We start from the raw sequence: 17851 nt of genomic DNA on the forward strand, positions 1-17851 counted from the left end.
TCTCATTCACCCCGTTTTCGGAAGCTTCCTTGATAATTCGCAGCTTCTCTTCCTTGGTAAAACTTCGTTTTTTCATCATCATAAAAGTACAGATTTTAAGCTATATCCTCGTCCGATGATTTAAGGGGCTAATACACCAATGAAGAAAATAATTGAGGTAAATAGAAAAACATTCCTGAAAAGAGTGATTTTTGTTTTAAAAAAGATTCATTTAACTGCTTACATATACATAATTTTCGCAGCTATAATCCTATTTCTTTTGTCTTTCATTATTTCAGCTATATTTATACTTGTGTTCTTTGCTATGCCTGTCATCTATGAATCACGTATTTATTTGTTCAAGGTAGAATCTTATGATGATTTCCTAGTGTTTCATTATTTGAAATACAATAAGTCCATAAAGATTAAAACAGGTAGGGAAAACATAAAGATAATTCGGTATAATATTACTCCAATTGGCTCAAAAACTGGGCGGTCTTTTAAAGTTGTAAAAGTCTATGGAAAAGGAAATTTAAAAAAGATTTTAAAACAATATGAAATAATTGATTGGGCTGATGAGAACAATATTGAAATGATTAAAAATCTCATTACATAACGCATCTCAATCCCCGTTCGCCCAAGGCTGAATGATTGAAACAACGTTCGGCGGTCGGCTGCATATACTAAACCTGACAGGTTTCCAAAACCTGTCAGGTTTTAAAGGCTTATCCCGTGCCAAAACCCCGTTCGCCCGAGGCTGACAAATTGAAACAACGTTCGGCGGTTCGGCTGTTTACCTGCCCTAACGCTTGGTGTGAATACAAACTATGGGCAGCGGGGGAAAAGAAGGGATTAGAAGTTTACTGAATTTTCACTTTCCGAACCGATCGAATATTTTTTACAGCAATCTTCGAGTTAATTACTCTCAAAACCTCTATACACTGAGGGGTAATCCGATAGATAACTAGATAGGATCCAAGTATTATGTTTCGGTACATTTTACTTTTAGTAGGGATATACCTACACTCAGGGTGAGAATGGTACATACTATCCAAGTTCCAAATAAAATTGTAAATTTCACCAATAAAAACCTTTGCTGCACTATAACCAAAGGTTTCTTCCCCGTACTCAAAAACATTAACCAGATCGGCATTAAAAACAGCTGATACTCTTACTTCCTTTCTCTCGATGTCAACCATTTGTCAAAACCTTGCATTGATTCTTGTACGGTCTGGAATTTTCCTTTTTCGGCCTTCCTAATTTCTACTTGAAGCTCTTCAATAGTAATGTCTTGGTATGGCTTTGCCAAGTTTAAATTGCTGCTATTTGCATTTTTTATTTTGGTAGTCATTGGCTTATTGTTTGGCAATACAAAATTAGGCTTTTTAATGATTAAACGAAATTTGAAGTTAAAAGTTATTCAGCCAAGTTGCTCGCCCCTCGTTCGGCGGTCGGCCCAACCTAACGGCAGGTAAATCTGCCGCCGTCGGGCTATTCTTGCAGAGTCTGTCCCGCAAAAGCGGGGCTGCGCCTGCATCTTCTCCTGTTAAAATGCCCCGCCATTAATTGAAACTGTAGCTATATTTACCGGGTACAACCCGAACAGATAGTACGACTGAGGCACAACTTGTCCCTGCCAGTCCCGATGGTCTTTATCGGGAATGTACTTTATCGGGAGCCTCAGCCGAACGGGGGATTATGCCGGGGAGCAAGGGTTGTTAAAAGGGGTTATTGTGGCTAGATAGAGTTTTTGCTGTCGCAAAAGCCACACGAGGGGATTGGCTGCGCCGAACTCTCCGCCAGTTGGCGGATCGGTTCGTGCGGAAGCGGGGTGTATCCCAATCCTGTCAGGTTTTTAAAGGCTTATCCCGCGCCTACGAACATTGCCTGCAAAAGCAAAAAGAATTTGCTTCGTAAATCAGGCAAAAGCCTGCCAAGATATATTCGACTGAGGCTGGAGCCTCAGCCGAACGGGGCTTTACTCCAAGTCAAGCCCTAACAGAAGTTTAAGTACTACTTAATGGTAATAGTTCGGGTTTTCCAGTCGATGCTATACTCCAGCAGGTTCTGCGAGCAAACCCTTTCGAGGGCAGTATCAAGGTTTTTGCTGGTGAAATAACCGCTAAAGTAATGCATGTTTAACGCAATACCTTCCCTTTGGATATCCACATCGTACTGCCTCTCAATTTCATCAAGCACGTTGGCAAGGGGCTGGTGGGTATAGTAGAATTCGCCTCGGGTCCAGGCTTTAACCTCCGAGGTAATAATGGGCTTAACTTTATGGGTGCGTTGCTCTGCGTAGTATTCCAGCCCCTCGCTTGGCTTAAGCCGAAAGGTGCCCTTTTCAAGTATCTCCACTTGGGTATCGCCGCCAATGCAATGGATCTGTATCGTTTGGTTACGGTTCGCAATGTTTACTGCGCCATAGGTGGGTTTGGTGATAACATCACCCGTTTTGATGGTAAGCGAATTTATTTCGGGAATCAAATCGATATAAGCTTCCCCTGTTAGCGTAATTACCTTAGATTGCTTCCATCCAAACCTGCGGTAATGCACGCTGCTCTCGGCGTTTAGGGTAACAAAGGTAGAGTCGGGCAGCAAGAAGTAGGCAATTTTACCCCTTGGGGTTTTATGCGTTACCGTGGCAAAGCGCCACTCCGATGCTATTGATAGGATTACAATTAGCGCAAGAGCTACACCTCCCCACCGCATCACCCCCTTGGTAATACTTGCAAATCGTTCCTCTTTCCTTATCAATTTCATCAGTGTCGTCCAGTTATCCTCTATGGATCCCTGTTGGCTAGTGGGTGTTAGATGGGCTAGCAGGTCGAGGAATTGGGCAGTGGTTATCGATGTGCTTGTGGAGCTGGCTAGCAAACCCTCAGCCTGCCTGGCTGCTTTATCCAGGGTTTCCAGTATGTCTCGGGTGCCAATGCTGAGCCGTTGCGATATCTCCTCAGCCGTTAAGCCATCCAGCCTATTCATCAGCAAAACGGTGCGCGAGAATCGGGGAATCTTTTCCAGAATACCATTCGCAGTTCTTATAAACTCATTGTTTAGGTGAGGGCTATTAGGGTTTGTATGCCCCTCATGAAATGCTAGCCTAAAATCGAATTTTGCTTCGGTTTTCAACCTCCTTTTCCTAACCAGTTTGGATGCGATTAGGTATGGTGTCGAAAGGCTGTGTTGTCCTCCAAAACGTTTCCTGTCGGCCCAAATTGTCTTGAAGGTTTCTAGGAGCAGTTCTGTTGATCTGTTTTGGTCGGCGGTTTTGTAGTATATGTAGTTCCAAAGATGTTCGCAATGCACCTCGAACATGTACCTAAGCCACTGCTCGTAGTTCACCAATGTTTTATGTTGATATGTATCCATACATTTGCCTTGCAACTTGCTAATATACGATAAAATGCACCTAGCGTTTTAAAAATCCTTTAGATTTTGGATAAAGGGTGGGTAAAGGTAGATGAAAGTACTATACAGATGTGACTTATTGCATGCTAAGAAATTATATAGGCCAAAGGGTAGAAACTTTTATTGCTGTTTGGACCAATTGCTCACCCTGTCGATGTATCGCCTGCTCCATTTGAAAAATATGACTTTGATTTAAATTTAAACGCTATATAAATCAATAGTATAAACCTATAACCTCTAATTGGGATTAGACCAAGTCTCAAAGCAGGCTCATTTTTACTACTTTTGTAGATTGATTTTAAATTGTGCAACGAGCAGTAAGGATATGAAACAGATAGAGAGGAAACCTTCATGGCTAAAGATAAAATTGCCTACTGGTGAGGGTTACACAAGGGTTAGTCGGGTGGTTAAGGAGCATGGATTGCACACCATATGCTCAAGTGGTATGTGCCCCAATATTGGGGAGTGCTGGGGAAATGGCACGGCAACCTTTATGATTTTGGGCGATATCTGCTCACGCGCATGCCGGTTCTGCGCCACAGCTTCGGGGAAGGCATTGCCACCCAGCGATGCTGAATCTACTAAGGTGGCCGAGTCAGTTAAGCTTATGAAGCTTCGCCACTGCGTAATCACCTCGGTTACCCGCGACGATCTGCCCGATGAGGGCGCTCAGCATTGGCATGATACCATTACAGAGGTGCGTAGTCAAAATCCGAGTACAAAGGTTGAGGTGCTAATCCCCGATTTTAACGGTAACACTCATCTGCTCGACATAGTGCTAAAGGCAGATCCCGATATCGTAGCACACAACCTCGAAACGGTGGAAAGGCTTACCCCGTCGGTTCGTTCGAGGGCTACTTACCAAAAAAGCTTGAGCGTTATTGCGCATATCGCAAAAAATGGCTATCTTGCCAAATCGGGCATTATGGTTGGCCTAGGTGAAACCCCCGAGGAGGTTGAACTGGCCTTAAGCGATTTGGCTTCCGCTGGTTGCAAGGCGGTAACTATAGGTCAATATTTGCAACCCCGTGGGAATAACTTGCCGGTTGTGGAGTATGTGACGCCCGAAACGTTCGATAAGTATAAGGCAAAGGCAGTTGAGTTGGGTTTTAGGTTTGTGGAGAGTGGGCCTTTGGTGCGCTCGTCCTACCACGCCGAGGAATCAGCTAAGCAGAGCAAATAGATTTGCTCCGCAACAATCAACCTAGATGAATAAAAAATATCAACATATAAATGCAAACCATAAAATACCAAAACCTTGGCTTAGTTGACTATAAAAAGGCTTGGGATTATCAGGAGGAGCTGTTTGCCAACGTACTTAAGCACCGCAAACAGACCGATAGGCAGCTATCGGGTTACCTTCTTTTCTGTGAGCATCCTCACGTATACACATTAGGGAAAAGCGGACACGACAACAATTTGCTTATCAACGACCAGATGTTGAAGCAGATTGGTGCAACCTACTACCATATCAATCGTGGAGGTGATATTACCTACCACGGCCCTGGGCAAATTGTGGCCTACCCAATACTCGATCTTGACGCACTAAACATAAACCTTAAGGAGTATATCAATCTGCTTGAGGAGGTCGTTATTAAAACGCTCAAATTATTCGGTATTGCTGCATCGCGTCTTAATAGCGCTACCGGAGTGTGGCTCGATGTGGGGGAAAAGGGAAAGGAACGAAAGATTTGCGCAATAGGAGTCCGCGCCAGCCGTTTTGTTACTATGCATGGGCTGGCGTTTAATGTCAACACCAATCTCGAATACTTTGGCTATATCAATCCCTGTGGATTTGTGGACAAAGGGGTAACCTCGATGCAGAAGGAGCTTGGACATGAGGTGGATTTTGATGCCGTGCAGAGGGTGATGTTGGAGAAGTTTGGTGAGGTGTTTGGCATATCTGTTTTTGATGAAAAAGCGATGGAACTATAAAGAGGCTGGTAACCCCAGCACAGTAGAAGGGTTAATGAACTCGTTGGGTATCGACAGGATTTTGGCAAACCTGTTGGCGCAGCGTGGCATTGAGACCTACGAGCAGGCCAAAAAATTCTTTAGGCCAGCTCTTGAAGATCTGTACGACCCCTTCCTCATGAAAGGTATGCAGGAGGCGGTGGCACGAATTGAGAAGGCAATTGCAGCAGGTGAGAAAATTTTGGTTTACGGCGACTACGATGTGGATGGCACCACAGCCGTTGCTCTGGTATACTCTTTCCTGCGAAAGTACGTTAACTCCGTGGCTACATACATCCCCGATAGGTACTCCGAGGGGTATGGTATTTCCTACACAGGTATCGATTTTGCCATTGAGCAAGGCTACTCGCTGGTTATTGCGCTCGATTGCGGCATAAAGGCCGTTGAGAAAGTTGAATACGCACAGCAAAAGGGAGTCGATTTCATTATTTGCGATCACCACTTGCCGGGCGATTCAATCCCTAAAGCAGCAGCCGTTCTCGATCCCAAGCAACCCGATTGCAACTATCCGTTCAAGGAGCTCTCGGGCTGTGGCGTTGGGTTTAAGCTAATGCAAGGGTTTTGCCAGGTTAAGGGGATTTCCCCTTTGGAACTCTACCCACTTCTCGATTTGGTGGCCGTGAGCATAGCTTCGGATATTGTACCTGTAATTGACGAGAACAGAATACTAACACACTTTGGGCTTAAGCAGCTTAACAACTCGCCTAGCCGTGGGCTAAAGGCAATTATTAAGCTAGCAGGTATCGAGAAGCATACCATTGCCATTGACGATATTGTGTTCCGCATTGGCCCAAGGATAAATGCTGCAGGCCGAATGGAGTCGGGCAATTCGGCAGTGGATTTGCTTTGCGCCAAGGACGACTCCGTGGCATTTGAGATGGGCTCGGTGGTAAACTCGTGCAACAACGACCGCAAGTTCGTCGATCGCTCCATCACCCATGAGGCGCTTAGGCTAATAGCCACAAACCCTGAGCTGCAGAACAAGAAAACCACAGTGCTTTTCAATCCCGAGTGGCACAAAGGGGTGGTGGGTATTGTGGCCTCAAGGCTTATTGAAACATACTACCGTCCCACGGTTGTTCTAACCGAATCGAATGGTTTGGCCACAGGTTCAGCCCGATCGGTGCCAGGGTTCGATCTGTACCAGGCCGTTGAAGCCTGTTCCGATCTGCTCGAGAACTTTGGCGGGCATATGTATGCCGCAGGGCTAACCATGAAGGTGGAGAATGTGCCAGAATTTATTGAGCGGTTCGATAGATTTGTGAGCGAGCGAATTAAACCCGAGATGCTTGTTCCTCAGATTGATATTGATGCCAAGCTTAACTTTGGTGATATCGATGATAAGTTTTACCGAATACTAAAGCAGTTCCAGCCTTTTGGTCCGGGCAATATGTCGCCCGTATTTGTTACCGATAATGTTTACGATACTGGCGATAGCCGCCTGGTGGGTAACGAGCGCGACCACTTGAAGCTATCGCTTATCCAAGAGGATAACCCGAAGGTGTTTCAAGGGATTGCCTTCCAAATGGGGCAGCACTACAAAAAAATCCAAAAAGGCTCGCCTTTTAGCGTATGCTACAGCATAAGCGAGAATAGCTACCGTGGAATAACCAGCATTCAGCTAAGGGTGAAAGATATTCAGTACCTTGACGAGCTGCTCGATGAGTATAACGACAGCTATGGCTCATTGAGTGAGTCTGCAAGCGAATAATCGATTACCAGTACGGTAGGGCTCCGCGTCGGTAGATATAAGTGCACATTCAGCTTTTGTTGGTAAAACTTAATTTTAAGAGTTTCCACGCAAGGGGTATGTAAATCGTTTGCATACTGAAAGTGCAGTAAATGCTAATGCTTTGCCCTGCTATATACTTTAATTGCTTGGGTTACATTCTAACAAAATATTCCCTACCTTTGCCACACTCACTTGTCTTGATAGGGCTTGAATGTTTCCAAGAAAAGTGGTTTTGGCAACGAATGTTGAACAAATGAATCAAAAAAAAAGCATTGGTATAATAGGTAGCGGTAGCTGGGCAACAGCCATTACAAAGATTGTGCATGAGAATGTGGAAAGGGTGAACTGGTACATCAGAGAGCCCGAGATAATTGACCACATAAAGCAGCACCGCAACAACCCAAACTACCTGAGTTCAGTTAGCTTCAACCTCGATCGGTTAAGCATTAGCAACGACATTAACGAGGTTGTAACCAAATCCGATATCTTAATCTTTGTAGTTCCCTCGGCATTTCTTAAGGTTTGGCTAGAACCACTCACCGAATCGCTGCGCCACAAGTTTGTGGTAACCGCCATAAAGGGAATTATCCCCGTTGATAACATAACCATTGCCGAGTATTTTAATCGGTACTTTGAGGTTCCCTTTGGAAATATTGGTGTTATTAGCGGTCCTTCGCACGCCGAGGAGGTAGCCTTAAACCGATTATCGTACCTAACCGTGTCATGCAAGAACGAAAGCACCGCCTCCGAGGTGGCATCGTACCTTGAGTCGTACTACATAAAAACCATACTAAGCACCGATATCTACGGAACAGAGTATAGCGCGGTGCTTAAAAACATATATGCCATTGCAACAGGTATAGCCCATGGCTTGGGGTATGGCGACAACTTCATGGCGGTTTTGGTAAGTAATGCACAGCTCGAGATTAAGCAGTTTCTGAAGAAAACATACCCCGATGAGCGCGAGACTAGCATGTCGGCTTACCTTGGCGATTTGCTTGTAACCTGCTACTCACAGTTTAGCCGCAACAGGCTTTTTGGCACCATGATAGGCAAAGGGTACTCGGTAAAATCGGCTATGCTCGAGATGAGCATGGTGGCCGAGGGCTACTACGCATCACACTGTATTTATGAGATTAACCAACGCTTTGGCATCGATATGCCCATAAGCCAGGCTGTTTACAATATTCTCTACGAGGGCATTGCCCCTTCCATTGAGATGAAAATATTGACCGATAAGCTACATTAGCAACAAGTAAATTGATAGAATATGAGCAGTTTAAGTATCAACATTGAGGATGTATTTGAGTTCGCCACGCAGGATCAAGTTTTTGGGCTAGAGCCTATCATCGATCAGAACCTAAAAGCACTGCATGCCGGAACAGGAAAAGGAAACAACTACATTGGATGGCTTTCGTTGCCATCATCTATAGGCGAAGATTCGTTGCAAAGCATTGGCAAGGTTGCAGACGATTTGCGTGCCAAAAGCGAGGTGGTTGTAGTAGTGGGTATTGGTGGCTCGTACTTGGGTGCTAAGGCAGTCATCGATGCTTTAAACCACTCCTTTGCCAACCAATTGCCCACGGGCAATCCTATGGTTGTGTTTGCAGGGCACAATATCTGCGAGGAGTATCACTCGGAGTTGCTTGAGCTACTCGATAATAAGTCCTACTCCATCATCGTAATTTCAAAATCGGGAACTACTACCGAGCCAGCCATTGCCTTTAGGCTGCTCAAGCAGCACCTTGAGCTAAAAGTGGGTAAAGAGGAGGCGTCGAGCAGGATTGTGGCCATAACCGATTCGTCCAAGGGTGCCCTTAGGCAGCTGGCTACCCAGGAGGGATACAGAACGTTCACCATTCCCCATGATGTGGGAGGGCGCTACTCGGTGCTTACGCCTGTTGGCCTGCTACCCATTGCAGTTGCCGGATTCGACATTAAAAAATTGGTGGCCGGAGCCGCTGATGCCGAGATGGCTACAGGAGTGGATACTCCATTCGATAAGAACCCGGCTTGTCTTTATGCCGCTGCCCGTAATGCCCTTTACAGCAGTGGGTACAAGGTGGAGATCATGGTGAACTACACACCCAAGCTCCACTTCCTTACCGAGTGGTGGAAGCAGCTGTATGGCGAGAGCGAGGGTAAGGAGAATAAGGGAATTTTCCCTGCTGGGGTCGATTTTACAACCGATCTGCACTCGTTGGGGCAGTACATTCAGGAGGGAGAGCGAATGATATTCGAAACGGTTATTTCGGTACAGAACTCACGTAGGAAGCTAGACATTCCTTATAATTCTGATAATCTAGATGAGCTAAACTACATTGCTGGCAAACGTTTATCGGATGTGAACCGAATGGCCCAGCTGGGGACTACCCTTGCACACCTCGATGGCAAGGTGCCAATTATAAACTTAGAAATTCCCGAAATAAGCGAGTACTGGTTGGGCTACCTAATCTACTTCTTCGAGAAGGCGTGTGCCATTAGTGGATATACATTGGGTGTAAATCCGTTCGATCAGCCGGGTGTTGAGGCATACAAGAAGAATATGTTCGCGCTGCTGGGGAAAAAAGGGTACGAGGAGCAGGGTAAATTGCTCCGTAAAATCTTAGGGGAAGAAAATTAGTACCCAAGGCGCCAACAATATTTGACGGGCAGAATTAGAGTTCTGCCTTTTTTTTATAATTTGCGATCTTTATCAACCCAAAACGGAATGCTGATGATGAAAAATCTACCCATTAAAACTCACAATGCCGTAGTATCAGTTGTTTGGCTCTTGTTTTGCATCATTACGCCAAATGCTGTACAGGCAAAAAGTTACCACAAGCTCATGCAGGGGGTGGCAGTTGGCATGGATTCGGTTCAAGTAGTTGAGCATGTTGGATCGCCAACCCATTGGCAGACCGTTGAGCGCTTCTTTTACCTCAACGATCAGGTAGTGATTATGGATGACGAGGTGATAGATATTCGGGTAAAAGATAGGATTAAGCCAACCCATAAGAACGACAAAATAGCCAAGCGCGAAAGGCCCATTGCTATGCTGCGTATTGGAATGGCCAAGGATGAGGTGCTAACCACAGCAGGTGTACCAACTAGTACCGAAAAGGGAATCGATCTGTACTTCTCCAACAGGCATCGGGTGGAGCTTACCGATGGTCAGGTTCGCAGCGTGGAGATGCACATTAAGAAGGAGATGGAGATTCTTGACTGGATAAGGCTCAACTTCAGCAAAGGGGGGCTACTATTCATGAACATTACCCTAGCATTTATAATGTTTGGCGTGGCCCTCGAGATAAAGCTCAAGCATTTTAAGGAGATAATTAGAAAACCTAAATCGGCCCTGGTGGGAATTCTGTCGCAGTTTGTAGCTCTGCCTGCCCTTACCTTTCTGCTCGTACTACTCATAAAACCTACACCTAGCGTAGCCTTAGGTATGATACTGGTGGCAGCATGCCCCGGAGGGAATATCTCCAACTTTATATCCTCCCTATCCAAAGCCAATATTGAGCTATCGGTTAGCCTCACAGCGTTTGCCACCCTATCGGCCATAGTGCTTACCCCGCTAAACTTTGCCTTTTGGGGTGGCTTGTACTCTGGCACTGCCGATATGGTTATCCCCATTAAGATTGATGTTTGGGAGATGATGCAAACTGTTTTCATACTGCTGGGTATTCCCATTGTGGTGGGTACCTGGTTTGCGCATAAGTTTCCCAAGGCAACGCAAAAGATTATTAAACCCCTAAGATGGTTCTCGCTGGTGGCCTTCATGGGGTTCATTCTGGCAGCATTTGCCTCGAATTTTCAATTCTTTTTAGATTATATCCACTTTATTCTGCTTATCGTTTTTATTCATAATCTTTTGGCCTTAACCACGGGCTTCTCGCTGGCCACGCTATTCGGTCTGCCTCGGCCCGATCGGCGAACGCTGACCATCGAAACGGGAATTCAGAACTCGGGCCTTGGATTGGTGCTCATATTTAATCCCAACCTTTTCGATGGACTGGGAGGGATGGCCTTTATAGCCGCTTGGTGGGGTATTTGGCATATCCTGGCAGGGCTTGGCATTGCGTCAATCTTTAGCCGAAAACCACTCCAAAACTAGAGTTAATACTAATTGCAACAAAACAGAAATTTATGCCAACAACAAGAGATAAGGTTGAGCAATGGTCGCTAGCCTACTACATTCTTAAGCATTGGGTCGATTTGGGTTTTCACTTCTACTTTAGAACCACCGTTTCAGGGCTTAAGAGCTTACCCAGAAACAAAACCCTAATATTTGCACCCAACCACCAGAATGCGCTTATGGATGCGCTGGCAATTCTTTGTGTAAAAACTTGGCAGCCCGTATTTCTTGCCCGTGCCGATATCTTTAAAAAGCCCCTGTTAAGCAAGATACTAACCTTTATAAAGATAATGCCCGTTTATCGCATGCGCGATGGGTACGAGAACCTGCAAAGGAACGACGAGATATTCAATAAGACCATCGACGTGCTGAAGAACCAAAATGGACTGGTGATTTTGCCCGAAGGCAACCATGGCGACCTTAAGCGGCTTAGGCCACTAAAGAAGGGCGTTGCCCGCATTGCGTTGCAAGCACTCGAAGCCGATAGCTCCCTTGACATTATGATTGTTCCCGTTGGGCTCGACTATACTCACTATTCGCGAGTTGGGAGTGGGCTGCACGTTCGTTTTGGCGAGGCCTTTAGCGTTAAACCCTATATGAATGTATACTCCGAGAATCCTGCCAAGGCATACAATATGCTTATTAGTCATCTCGAAAAGGGCATTAAAGCCGAGATGATTGATATAGAGGAGGAAAAGTATTACTCGGTATACGAAGTTTTAATAAACGCATTTGCAAAGCAAGTAGCAGAGAAGCGGGTTGTAAAGCAAAGCCACGCCAGTATAGTTGACCTACAGCAGGAGATGATCAAGGGCATAAATCGCTTGAAAGAAAAAAACAACGACGATTTTCTTCTACTGGCTGCCGATGCCCTGGAGTATAAAATGCTTCTCAACAGACGTGGTATCCCCCCTGGGTTCTTCCCTTTAAGTCTATTACAAAAGTTGGGACTATTCCCATTTGCTTTAGCATTGCTGGTAACCCTTCCGCTATTTGTAGCCTCGTATATTAATATTATAGTCCCAATAGCTGTGGCCAAGCTGTTCAGCAATAAGTTCGAGGACAAGCAGTTTATAAGCAGCGTTAGGTTCGTGGTTGGCTTAGTGCTATCACTTCTTATGTTGATTATTCAGACAACCATTTTCGCCATTGTAACAAAGAGTTTGCTTTATAGCGCAATATATGCTGTCGCTTTTGTGGCAAGTTTCTACCTCTTTTTTGAGTGGAAAAGGTGGGCCAGAGTATTTGGGAACCGAGTTAATATAGTTAGGCACAGCCTGCGTGGTGGCAATAAGATGAAAAGACTCAGCGAACTTCATATGAGTTTACATAAGCAAATTATGGAGATCTTGGTCTAGCTGCAGTTATCGTTTTCTGTACGCTTCGGCAGTCATAATTATTACAGGCGGGTCGCCATACGCCCTTATGTGGTTTACCTTCGTGATAAGCACTATATCAGCATTCATATTGGCCGCCTGCTTCATGATCGATACTTCGGCGCTACGTTCAAGGGCCTTGGCGCTTTGGTAGCTTCTGTTGCTTGGTGATATGAGGCGAATCTCAATATCATCAACTTTTGACAACCCCTCAATATCATTGGCCTTCCGTGTTATCTCAATGCTTTGCCAATCCTTAGGTTTTGCTGGTTCAGCAGCTGCCTGAGGCGTGTCCAGCTTATCAATTTCGCCCGATTTGTAGTGTATGGCCTTTACCTCCTTGCGGTCAATCCAGTCAGTATTGGAACCCCCCGGTTTTATGAAAAAAATGAATCTATCTGAAACCCGCTGAACATCTACCAGCATCTCCTTGCCATCGGCAAGCAGTAGCTTATCATGCTTAGATTGGGTTTGAGCCGAAATGCCAGACTTTGTGCTTGTTGAGTCGGGGTGTTGAGTGTTCTGATTTCTAGCAGTTACTATGGAGCAACATACAAGTTGCAGAATGGTTATCGGGATAAATAGCAATGTTTTACTCATAGACTCTTTACGTTGTATTATTTGAGATTTTGCATTAATTAAAATTATTCCCAATCGAGTAACCTTTTTTCATCTTTAAGCGAGCGTAACTCGGTTATGTCTTGGCTAACCTCTATCACACCCTTATACCCTCCCGATTCATCTCGTAGGGCATAATACTGAATAACAATAAAGCGCCCCTGCATCTGAATCCAGAAGCTAGCATTTTGTTTAGTACCACTACGGAATTCGGCTATAATTTTTTCAACCGTATCCAAACTTTCAGGTGGATGGCAGTTCTGTACAGCTCTGCCAATAATGGCAGGTGACCGCGGAAAGAATCTATCCTTAGCCTTATTAAAAAAAACTACCTTGTCGTTCTCGTCAACCAGGGTTAAATCGACAGGGAGGTTGTTAAAAATTAGCAGGGCTTGTTCAGCCGTCATATTTCCAGTTTCGGACTGTATCCCTAATTTTGGGTCTCTAGGTAAATTAAGGGTACGCTTCTTCGGCTGTGTATCTGTAGGCTTGGTTGGTTTTTCAATGAATGGGAAGCGATACTCAAAGCTTTGGATATGCATATCATACCATTGATCCTTGCTTACCGTTTCAGCAGCAACAGGATAAACAATAAGATCCTCTTTCTGTATCATCCCAAAAACCAGGAAGTAGTATTTGCCAAGTATCTTGTTGAAATTGTTCCAACTGGATTGCTGACTCTCAAGAATTGAAATAATTATTTTTAGTTGATTTCTAATATCGTCATGAAGTGACCACATAACCTTTAAGGGTCGATATTGTTTCCATAGCTTTTCAAGGTAGGGGAAAAGAATGTTCTCTTTTTTTACGTAGTGCGCATCAAAAGTTATAAACTCTTTGAAGTGGGGCAGTAGTTCCATCTTCATCTCCGCAAAATCAGCTTGTTCACGATCCTTGTAACTTTTAATAATCTTTTTCACCTGATTTAGCCTAAAGGTGAAGGCCTTATTCTCAAGCATCAGGTAATACAAAAAGTTCTCCTCGACAGGTTTGTCCCAATGGTAGTTTGCCAAGCTTTTAAAAAATACATTTACCACCTTCTCAATATCCTTTTTAATAAGCCCTGGTGTAATTCCCATCTCAAGCTGCTTGTCCTCAAGTGCTAGCATATCAAAGGGAGTTATCGATTCAATTGCATCTTTATATCTCTCCATAAGTAGTCTGCCGTTTTCACCATTCATCATCCCTAGCGAAAATGCTAGTAAATCTTTAACCCTACTGATGGAGTGTTCAAGTGATTTTGCCATACCCATTATGATTGTTCATACAAATATAAGCATTTGATGCGTAACCCCAATTGGTGTGTAGTTTCCAATGAGCAAGAATACCCCTGGGTATGTACACCTTTTTTAATAGTACCTCAGGCTGAAATGAAAAAAAACATGAAAACTCTTGGAAGTTAGTAAATATTTACTAACTTTGCCAATCATAAATAAGTTGTAAGAATGATGAAAGTTATTGCAATAATAAAAATGATAGGGTTTGTGGGCACAGTGCTCACATCAATTCCACTATTTGTGATGTACCTTTCGCATCGAGAGGCAAAGTCGGTATTAGTATCGCATTTGCATGTATGGTTTGGTGTCGTTTTTATTATTTTTGCCATTACTAATATGATTATTATCAAAAAGTCTGATAAACAAAAATAGAAAGCTATGTCAACCGAGCGGCAACAGGAAATAATTGATGTATCCCTAGATATTATTTCAACAAAAGGGATTCAGGGGCTTACCATTAAAAACTTGGCCAAGCGCATTGGTATTAGTGAGCCCGCTATTTATCGTCATTACGATAATAAGATTAGTATTCTGCTTGCCATACTCGACTATTTCAAAACCAGTGGCGAATTACTGTTTGGTAATCTCGATAGTTTAGCCACATCGCCTCTTAAAAAAATTGAGGCAATATTTCAAGGCTACTTCAATGCGTTTAGGCAGAATCCCTCTTTGGTTACCGTAATTTTTTCCGAAGAGATTTTTAGGAATGAGCCTATGCTACAGCAAAAAATCACAGATATAATGGATAAGAATAGCGCTGTGATAAAATCGTTAGTTGCTGAAGGGCAGGCCAAGGGCGAAATTAAATCCGATATTGAATCGAAATACCTAACCCTTATAATTATTGGCTCGCTTAGGATGATGGTTAAAAAGTGGCAGATGGGCGATAAAGCCTTTAATCATCGCGAGGAGGTGGAGAATATTTTTAAAACCTTGGAACAACTTATAAAGGTAAACGCTTAAGCTACTCTATTGCTTATGGAGTGGCAATTTTTTTTACTTAAAAAGTTAGTTAATATTAACAAACCTAGTCGTATGACAAAAATTGAGAAAAACTACAAGCTCCTTTCGTGGGCAATCATGATCGCAGTGGTCGTATTAACGGTATTCTTTGTGCGCTCAATGCGCCAGAACGCCCGAATGGAAACCAACCTCGATGAGTACATGCCAAAAACCCACCCGGCATTCGTGTACAGCGATAAGGCTGAGGAATGGTTCAACATTAAGGATGGTATCCTTATCGCCATTGAAACTAAGAATGGTATCTACAACCCACAAACTCTACAGAAAATAAAGGATATAAGCCTTGATCTTATTGATATGGACGAGTTTGAGGAGAACGATGTGATGTCGCTTTACACCGCCGATAATATTGTGGGAAGCGAGTATGGTATGGATGTTAAGGCTTTTTACTCACGGGTACCAAAAACGGATGATAAGCTCGAGGAGATGAGGCAGAACGTTCAAACCAACGATATGGTTTATGGCAGATTAGTATCAACCGATGGGACAACGGCTCTGGTTGTTGCTGGAATGAAGAGCGGTACGTTTACACCTGAGTTCTACAATCAGATTGTTAAATTCGCTAAAAGCTTCGAGAGCGACGAGGAGAGGATATACATAGCTGGTAGGCCTATTGTTGAGGGAACAATGGCGCTCCTTGGCCCAGCCGATATGAAACGGATGGTTCCCATAGTGATAGTTGTTATTGGGCTGGTTCTGTTTCTACTTTTGCGAAGCGTAAGGGCAACAGCAGCAACGCTTATAAGCGTTTTTGTTAGCAGCATATGGGCGTTTGGTATGATGGCAGTGCTAAAAGTGCCAATCTACTCGGTGTCCACCATGATTCCGGTAATGCTTATAGCCATTGGAGTGGCCTACGGAATCTACTACTACAATCATCTCAACCGATATTACATCGATAATCCTGAAACAAAGAAAGAGGATGCAGTAAAATATGCTGTTCGTATTCTGTTTGCACCATTAAGCATGGCCGCATTCACCACAATTATTGGGTTTATTTCACTGCTTTCGTCGCAAGTGTACCCAATAAAGTACTTTGGAATTTTCACTGCAGTTGGGATTTTTACTGCCTTCCTACTTGCCCTGCTTTTTTTGCCGGCAATGGTTATCGCCTTTGGATACAAGCCAAAGGTTAAGAAAACCGATGTGAAAAAGGTGGCAAAAGGTAGGGCGTTCCGCTTCCTTTCCAACAAGCTCCTTCTGAATCGTTGGTGGGTTTACGGTACGGTTTGGATTCTGATAATTATTGCACTTGTTGGTATTCAGAAGGTTTGGATCAACTCGAGTTTCCTCGATAAGTTTGAAAAGGATAGTGATATCGTACTCACCGATAGGTTTGTGAACAGCAAGTTTGGTGGAACCTCAACGCTAAATGTAATCCTCGAAAGCGATCAGGAAAACGCATTTAAGCAGCCGGAAAATCTGATGTTAATTGACCAGATGCAAGCCGAAACAGAGAAACTTGCCCTAGTGGGCAACTCATTCTCGCTGGCCGACTACATAAAACGGATGAATAAAGTGATGAATGCCGACAACGAGGAGTTCTACGATATTCCCGAGAATAACGAAATGGTGGCACAGTACCTTTTGCTCTACGAGATGTCGGGCGATCCGGAGAACCTAACAAAGCTGATTAACTACGATTACAACCGTACCAACATCACTTTCCAGCTTAAGGGCGACGACTCCAAAACCATAAACGAGGCTTTGGCTGTAGTTAAGCAGTTCGAGGACAAGTTGAACGCTCAGGGAATTACCGTTAACTACGCTGGCTCGGGTTACAAGGCGTTGGTATTTAGCGACCTAATTCTTGAGGGACAGGTAATGAGCATTATCATTTCCTTGGGAATGGTTTTAATACTGCTAACGCTTATGTTCCGAAGCATAAAGGCTGGGCTAATTGGCTCGGTGCCAATTCTTATTACTGCCGTTTTGAGCTTTGGAGTAATGGGGTTACTCAACATTCCGCTTAGCACAACCACCGCATTGCTGTCGAGCATTGCCATTGGAATTGGAATTGATTACGCCATCCACTTTCTGCAGTACTACAAGATGAACCTGGCGCATAGCCGCCTAAAGGTAACTGCAATTTACAAAACCATGAACCAAACGGGTAAGGCAATTCTGTTCAATGCCGTTGTGGTTATTTCGGGTTTTATGGTGCTTCTTTTCTCGGTTTTCCCACCAAACAGGACCTTGGGTGCGCTTGTGTCGATGAATATGTTTACAAGTTTACTGGGCACACTCACGGTTATGATGATTCTGGTGTTCACCTTCAATGTATTTGTGAAGAAAAGAAAGAGCAAGTTACGTGGGAGAAAAAAATATTAATAGGAGAGAT

At 44.1% G+C, this 17851-nt stretch carries 16 protein-coding genes; 11 read left to right on the forward strand and 5 right to left on the reverse strand.

Features of this window, described 5'->3' with window-relative positions; all coding sequences use genetic code 11:
• Positions 1-139: 139 nt before the first annotated feature.
• A complete protein-coding gene (locus G8O23_RS14365) occupies positions 140-595 on the forward strand; it encodes a hypothetical protein (protein ID WP_166366047.1) in 456 nt (151 codons plus the stop codon).
• A 244-nt stretch (positions 596-839) separates the two neighbouring features.
• Here G8O23_RS14365 and G8O23_RS17720 read toward each other — a convergent pair whose 3' ends face one another.
• From G8O23_RS17720 to G8O23_RS14380, 3 genes are all read right to left on the reverse strand, one after another.
• Complete coding sequence (locus G8O23_RS17720) at positions 840-1178, reverse strand: type II toxin-antitoxin system RelE/ParE family toxin (RefSeq protein WP_166366049.1); 339 nt, start codon at positions 1176-1178, stop codon at positions 840-842.
• Positions 1151-1330, reverse strand: a complete 180-nt coding sequence (locus tag G8O23_RS14375) for a hypothetical protein (protein ID WP_166366051.1) — start codon at positions 1328-1330, stop codon at positions 1151-1153. Before G8O23_RS14375 ends, G8O23_RS17720 begins: the two co-directional genes overlap by 28 nt.
• A gap of 662 nt (positions 1331-1992) precedes the next feature.
• Positions 1993-3351 (reverse strand): FecR domain-containing protein, encoded by a 1359-nt coding sequence (locus tag G8O23_RS14380; protein WP_166366053.1) that lies wholly within the window; start codon positions 3349-3351, stop codon positions 1993-1995.
• Positions 3352-3715: 364 nt separating this feature from the next.
• Between G8O23_RS14380 and lipA the strand changes: the two genes are divergently transcribed.
• From lipA to G8O23_RS14415, 7 genes are all read left to right on the forward strand, one after another.
• Entirely contained in the window at positions 3716-4573 is an 858-nt protein-coding gene (lipA, locus tag G8O23_RS14385) for a lipoyl synthase (protein WP_166366055.1), read from the forward strand.
• A gap of 50 nt (positions 4574-4623) precedes the next feature.
• A complete protein-coding gene (gene lipB / locus G8O23_RS14390) occupies positions 4624-5325 on the forward strand; it encodes a lipoyl(octanoyl) transferase LipB (RefSeq protein ID WP_166366057.1) in 702 nt (233 codons plus the stop codon).
• Positions 5303-7075 carry a single-stranded-DNA-specific exonuclease RecJ gene (gene recJ, locus G8O23_RS14395; RefSeq protein ID WP_166366059.1) on the forward strand — a complete coding sequence of 591 codons (1773 nt, stop codon included), beginning with the start codon at positions 5303-5305 and terminating at the stop codon, positions 7073-7075. The genes lipB and recJ overlap by 23 nt, the downstream gene beginning before the upstream one ends.
• Positions 7076-7349: 274 nt before the next feature.
• Positions 7350-8345 (forward strand): NAD(P)H-dependent glycerol-3-phosphate dehydrogenase, encoded by a 996-nt coding sequence (locus G8O23_RS14400; protein WP_166366061.1) that lies wholly within the window; start codon positions 7350-7352, stop codon positions 8343-8345.
• A gap of 21 nt (positions 8346-8366) precedes the next feature.
• Positions 8367-9719, forward strand: a complete 1353-nt coding sequence (locus tag G8O23_RS14405; RefSeq protein ID WP_166366063.1) for a glucose-6-phosphate isomerase — start codon at positions 8367-8369, stop codon at positions 9717-9719.
• Positions 9720-9812: 93 nt separating this feature from the next.
• Positions 9813-11195: a bile acid:sodium symporter family protein gene (locus G8O23_RS14410; RefSeq protein WP_235942299.1), complete on the forward strand. Its 1383-nt coding sequence runs from the start codon at positions 9813-9815 to the stop codon at positions 11193-11195.
• 32 nt (positions 11196-11227) lie between these two features.
• Complete coding sequence (locus tag G8O23_RS14415) at positions 11228-12574, forward strand: 1-acyl-sn-glycerol-3-phosphate acyltransferase (protein ID WP_166366065.1); 1347 nt, start codon at positions 11228-11230, stop codon at positions 12572-12574.
• Between the two features lie 6 nt (positions 12575-12580).
• On the opposite strand, the gene G8O23_RS14420 is transcribed toward G8O23_RS14415, so the two are convergent.
• Complete coding sequence (locus G8O23_RS14420) at positions 12581-13192, reverse strand: hypothetical protein (protein WP_166366067.1); 612 nt, start codon at positions 13190-13192, stop codon at positions 12581-12583.
• Between the two features lie 44 nt (positions 13193-13236).
• The gene (locus G8O23_RS14425; RefSeq protein WP_166366069.1) at positions 13237-14457 is read right to left on the reverse strand and encodes a DUF438 domain-containing protein; all 1221 of its coding nucleotides are present in this window, start codon (positions 14455-14457) and stop codon (positions 13237-13239) included.
• A 198-nt stretch (positions 14458-14655) separates the two neighbouring features.
• Between G8O23_RS14425 and G8O23_RS14430 the strand changes: the two genes are divergently transcribed.
• The 3 genes from G8O23_RS14430 (at position 14656) to G8O23_RS14440 (ending at position 17841) form a co-directional block, all read left to right on the forward strand.
• Positions 14656-14859: a hypothetical protein gene (locus G8O23_RS14430; protein WP_166366071.1), complete on the forward strand. Its 204-nt coding sequence runs from the start codon at positions 14656-14658 to the stop codon at positions 14857-14859.
• A gap of 6 nt (positions 14860-14865) precedes the next feature.
• The gene (locus G8O23_RS14435; protein ID WP_166366073.1) at positions 14866-15450 is read left to right on the forward strand and encodes a TetR/AcrR family transcriptional regulator; all 585 of its coding nucleotides are present in this window, start codon (positions 14866-14868) and stop codon (positions 15448-15450) included.
• A gap of 72 nt (positions 15451-15522) precedes the next feature.
• Entirely contained in the window at positions 15523-17841 is a 2319-nt protein-coding gene (locus G8O23_RS14440; protein WP_166366075.1) for an efflux RND transporter permease subunit, read from the forward strand.
• Positions 17842-17851: the final 10 nt, after the last annotated feature.

Origin of the sequence: Perlabentimonas gracilis, assembly GCF_011174675.1 — a bacterium.
Taxonomy (GTDB): domain Bacteria; phylum Bacteroidota; class Bacteroidia; order Bacteroidales; family Tenuifilaceae; genus Perlabentimonas; species Perlabentimonas gracilis.

What these genes read in the sequence shown, in the direction of transcription:
- G8O23_RS14405 (WP_166366063.1), top strand. Translation starts at nt 8,367, where the DNA reads ATGAGCAGTTTAAGTATCAACATTGAGGATGTATTTGAGTTCGCCACG.
- G8O23_RS14440 (WP_166366075.1), top strand. Translation starts at nt 15,523, where the DNA reads ATGACAAAAATTGAGAAAAACTACAAGCTCCTTTCGTGGGCAATCATG.
- G8O23_RS14365 (WP_166366047.1), top strand. Translation starts at nt 140, where the DNA reads ATGAAGAAAATAATTGAGGTAAATAGAAAAACATTCCTGAAAAGAGTG.
- G8O23_RS14435 (WP_166366073.1), top strand. Translation starts at nt 14,866, where the DNA reads ATGTCAACCGAGCGGCAACAGGAAATAATTGATGTATCCCTAGATATT.
- G8O23_RS14380 (WP_166366053.1), bottom strand. Translation starts at nt 3,351, where the DNA reads ATGGATACATATCAACATAAAACATTGGTGAACTACGAGCAGTGGCTT.
- G8O23_RS14415 (WP_166366065.1), top strand. Translation starts at nt 11,228, where the DNA reads ATGCCAACAACAAGAGATAAGGTTGAGCAATGGTCGCTAGCCTACTAC.
- recJ (WP_166366059.1), top strand. Translation starts at nt 5,303, where the DNA reads ATGAAAAAGCGATGGAACTATAAAGAGGCTGGTAACCCCAGCACAGTA.
- G8O23_RS14410 (WP_235942299.1), top strand. Translation starts at nt 9,813, where the DNA reads ATGATGAAAAATCTACCCATTAAAACTCACAATGCCGTAGTATCAGTT.
- G8O23_RS14430 (WP_166366071.1), top strand. Translation starts at nt 14,656, where the DNA reads ATGATGAAAGTTATTGCAATAATAAAAATGATAGGGTTTGTGGGCACA.
- G8O23_RS14400 (WP_166366061.1), top strand. Translation starts at nt 7,350, where the DNA reads ATGAATCAAAAAAAAAGCATTGGTATAATAGGTAGCGGTAGCTGGGCA.
- lipA (WP_166366055.1), top strand. Translation starts at nt 3,716, where the DNA reads ATGAAACAGATAGAGAGGAAACCTTCATGGCTAAAGATAAAATTGCCT.
- G8O23_RS14425 (WP_166366069.1), bottom strand. Translation starts at nt 14,457, where the DNA reads ATGGCAAAATCACTTGAACACTCCATCAGTAGGGTTAAAGATTTACTA.
- lipB (WP_166366057.1), top strand. Translation starts at nt 4,624, where the DNA reads ATGCAAACCATAAAATACCAAAACCTTGGCTTAGTTGACTATAAAAAG.
- G8O23_RS17720 (WP_166366049.1), bottom strand. Translation starts at nt 1,178, where the DNA reads ATGGTTGACATCGAGAGAAAGGAAGTAAGAGTATCAGCTGTTTTTAAT.
- G8O23_RS14375 (WP_166366051.1), bottom strand. Translation starts at nt 1,330, where the DNA reads ATGACTACCAAAATAAAAAATGCAAATAGCAGCAATTTAAACTTGGCA.
- G8O23_RS14420 (WP_166366067.1), bottom strand. Translation starts at nt 13,192, where the DNA reads ATGAGTAAAACATTGCTATTTATCCCGATAACCATTCTGCAACTTGTA.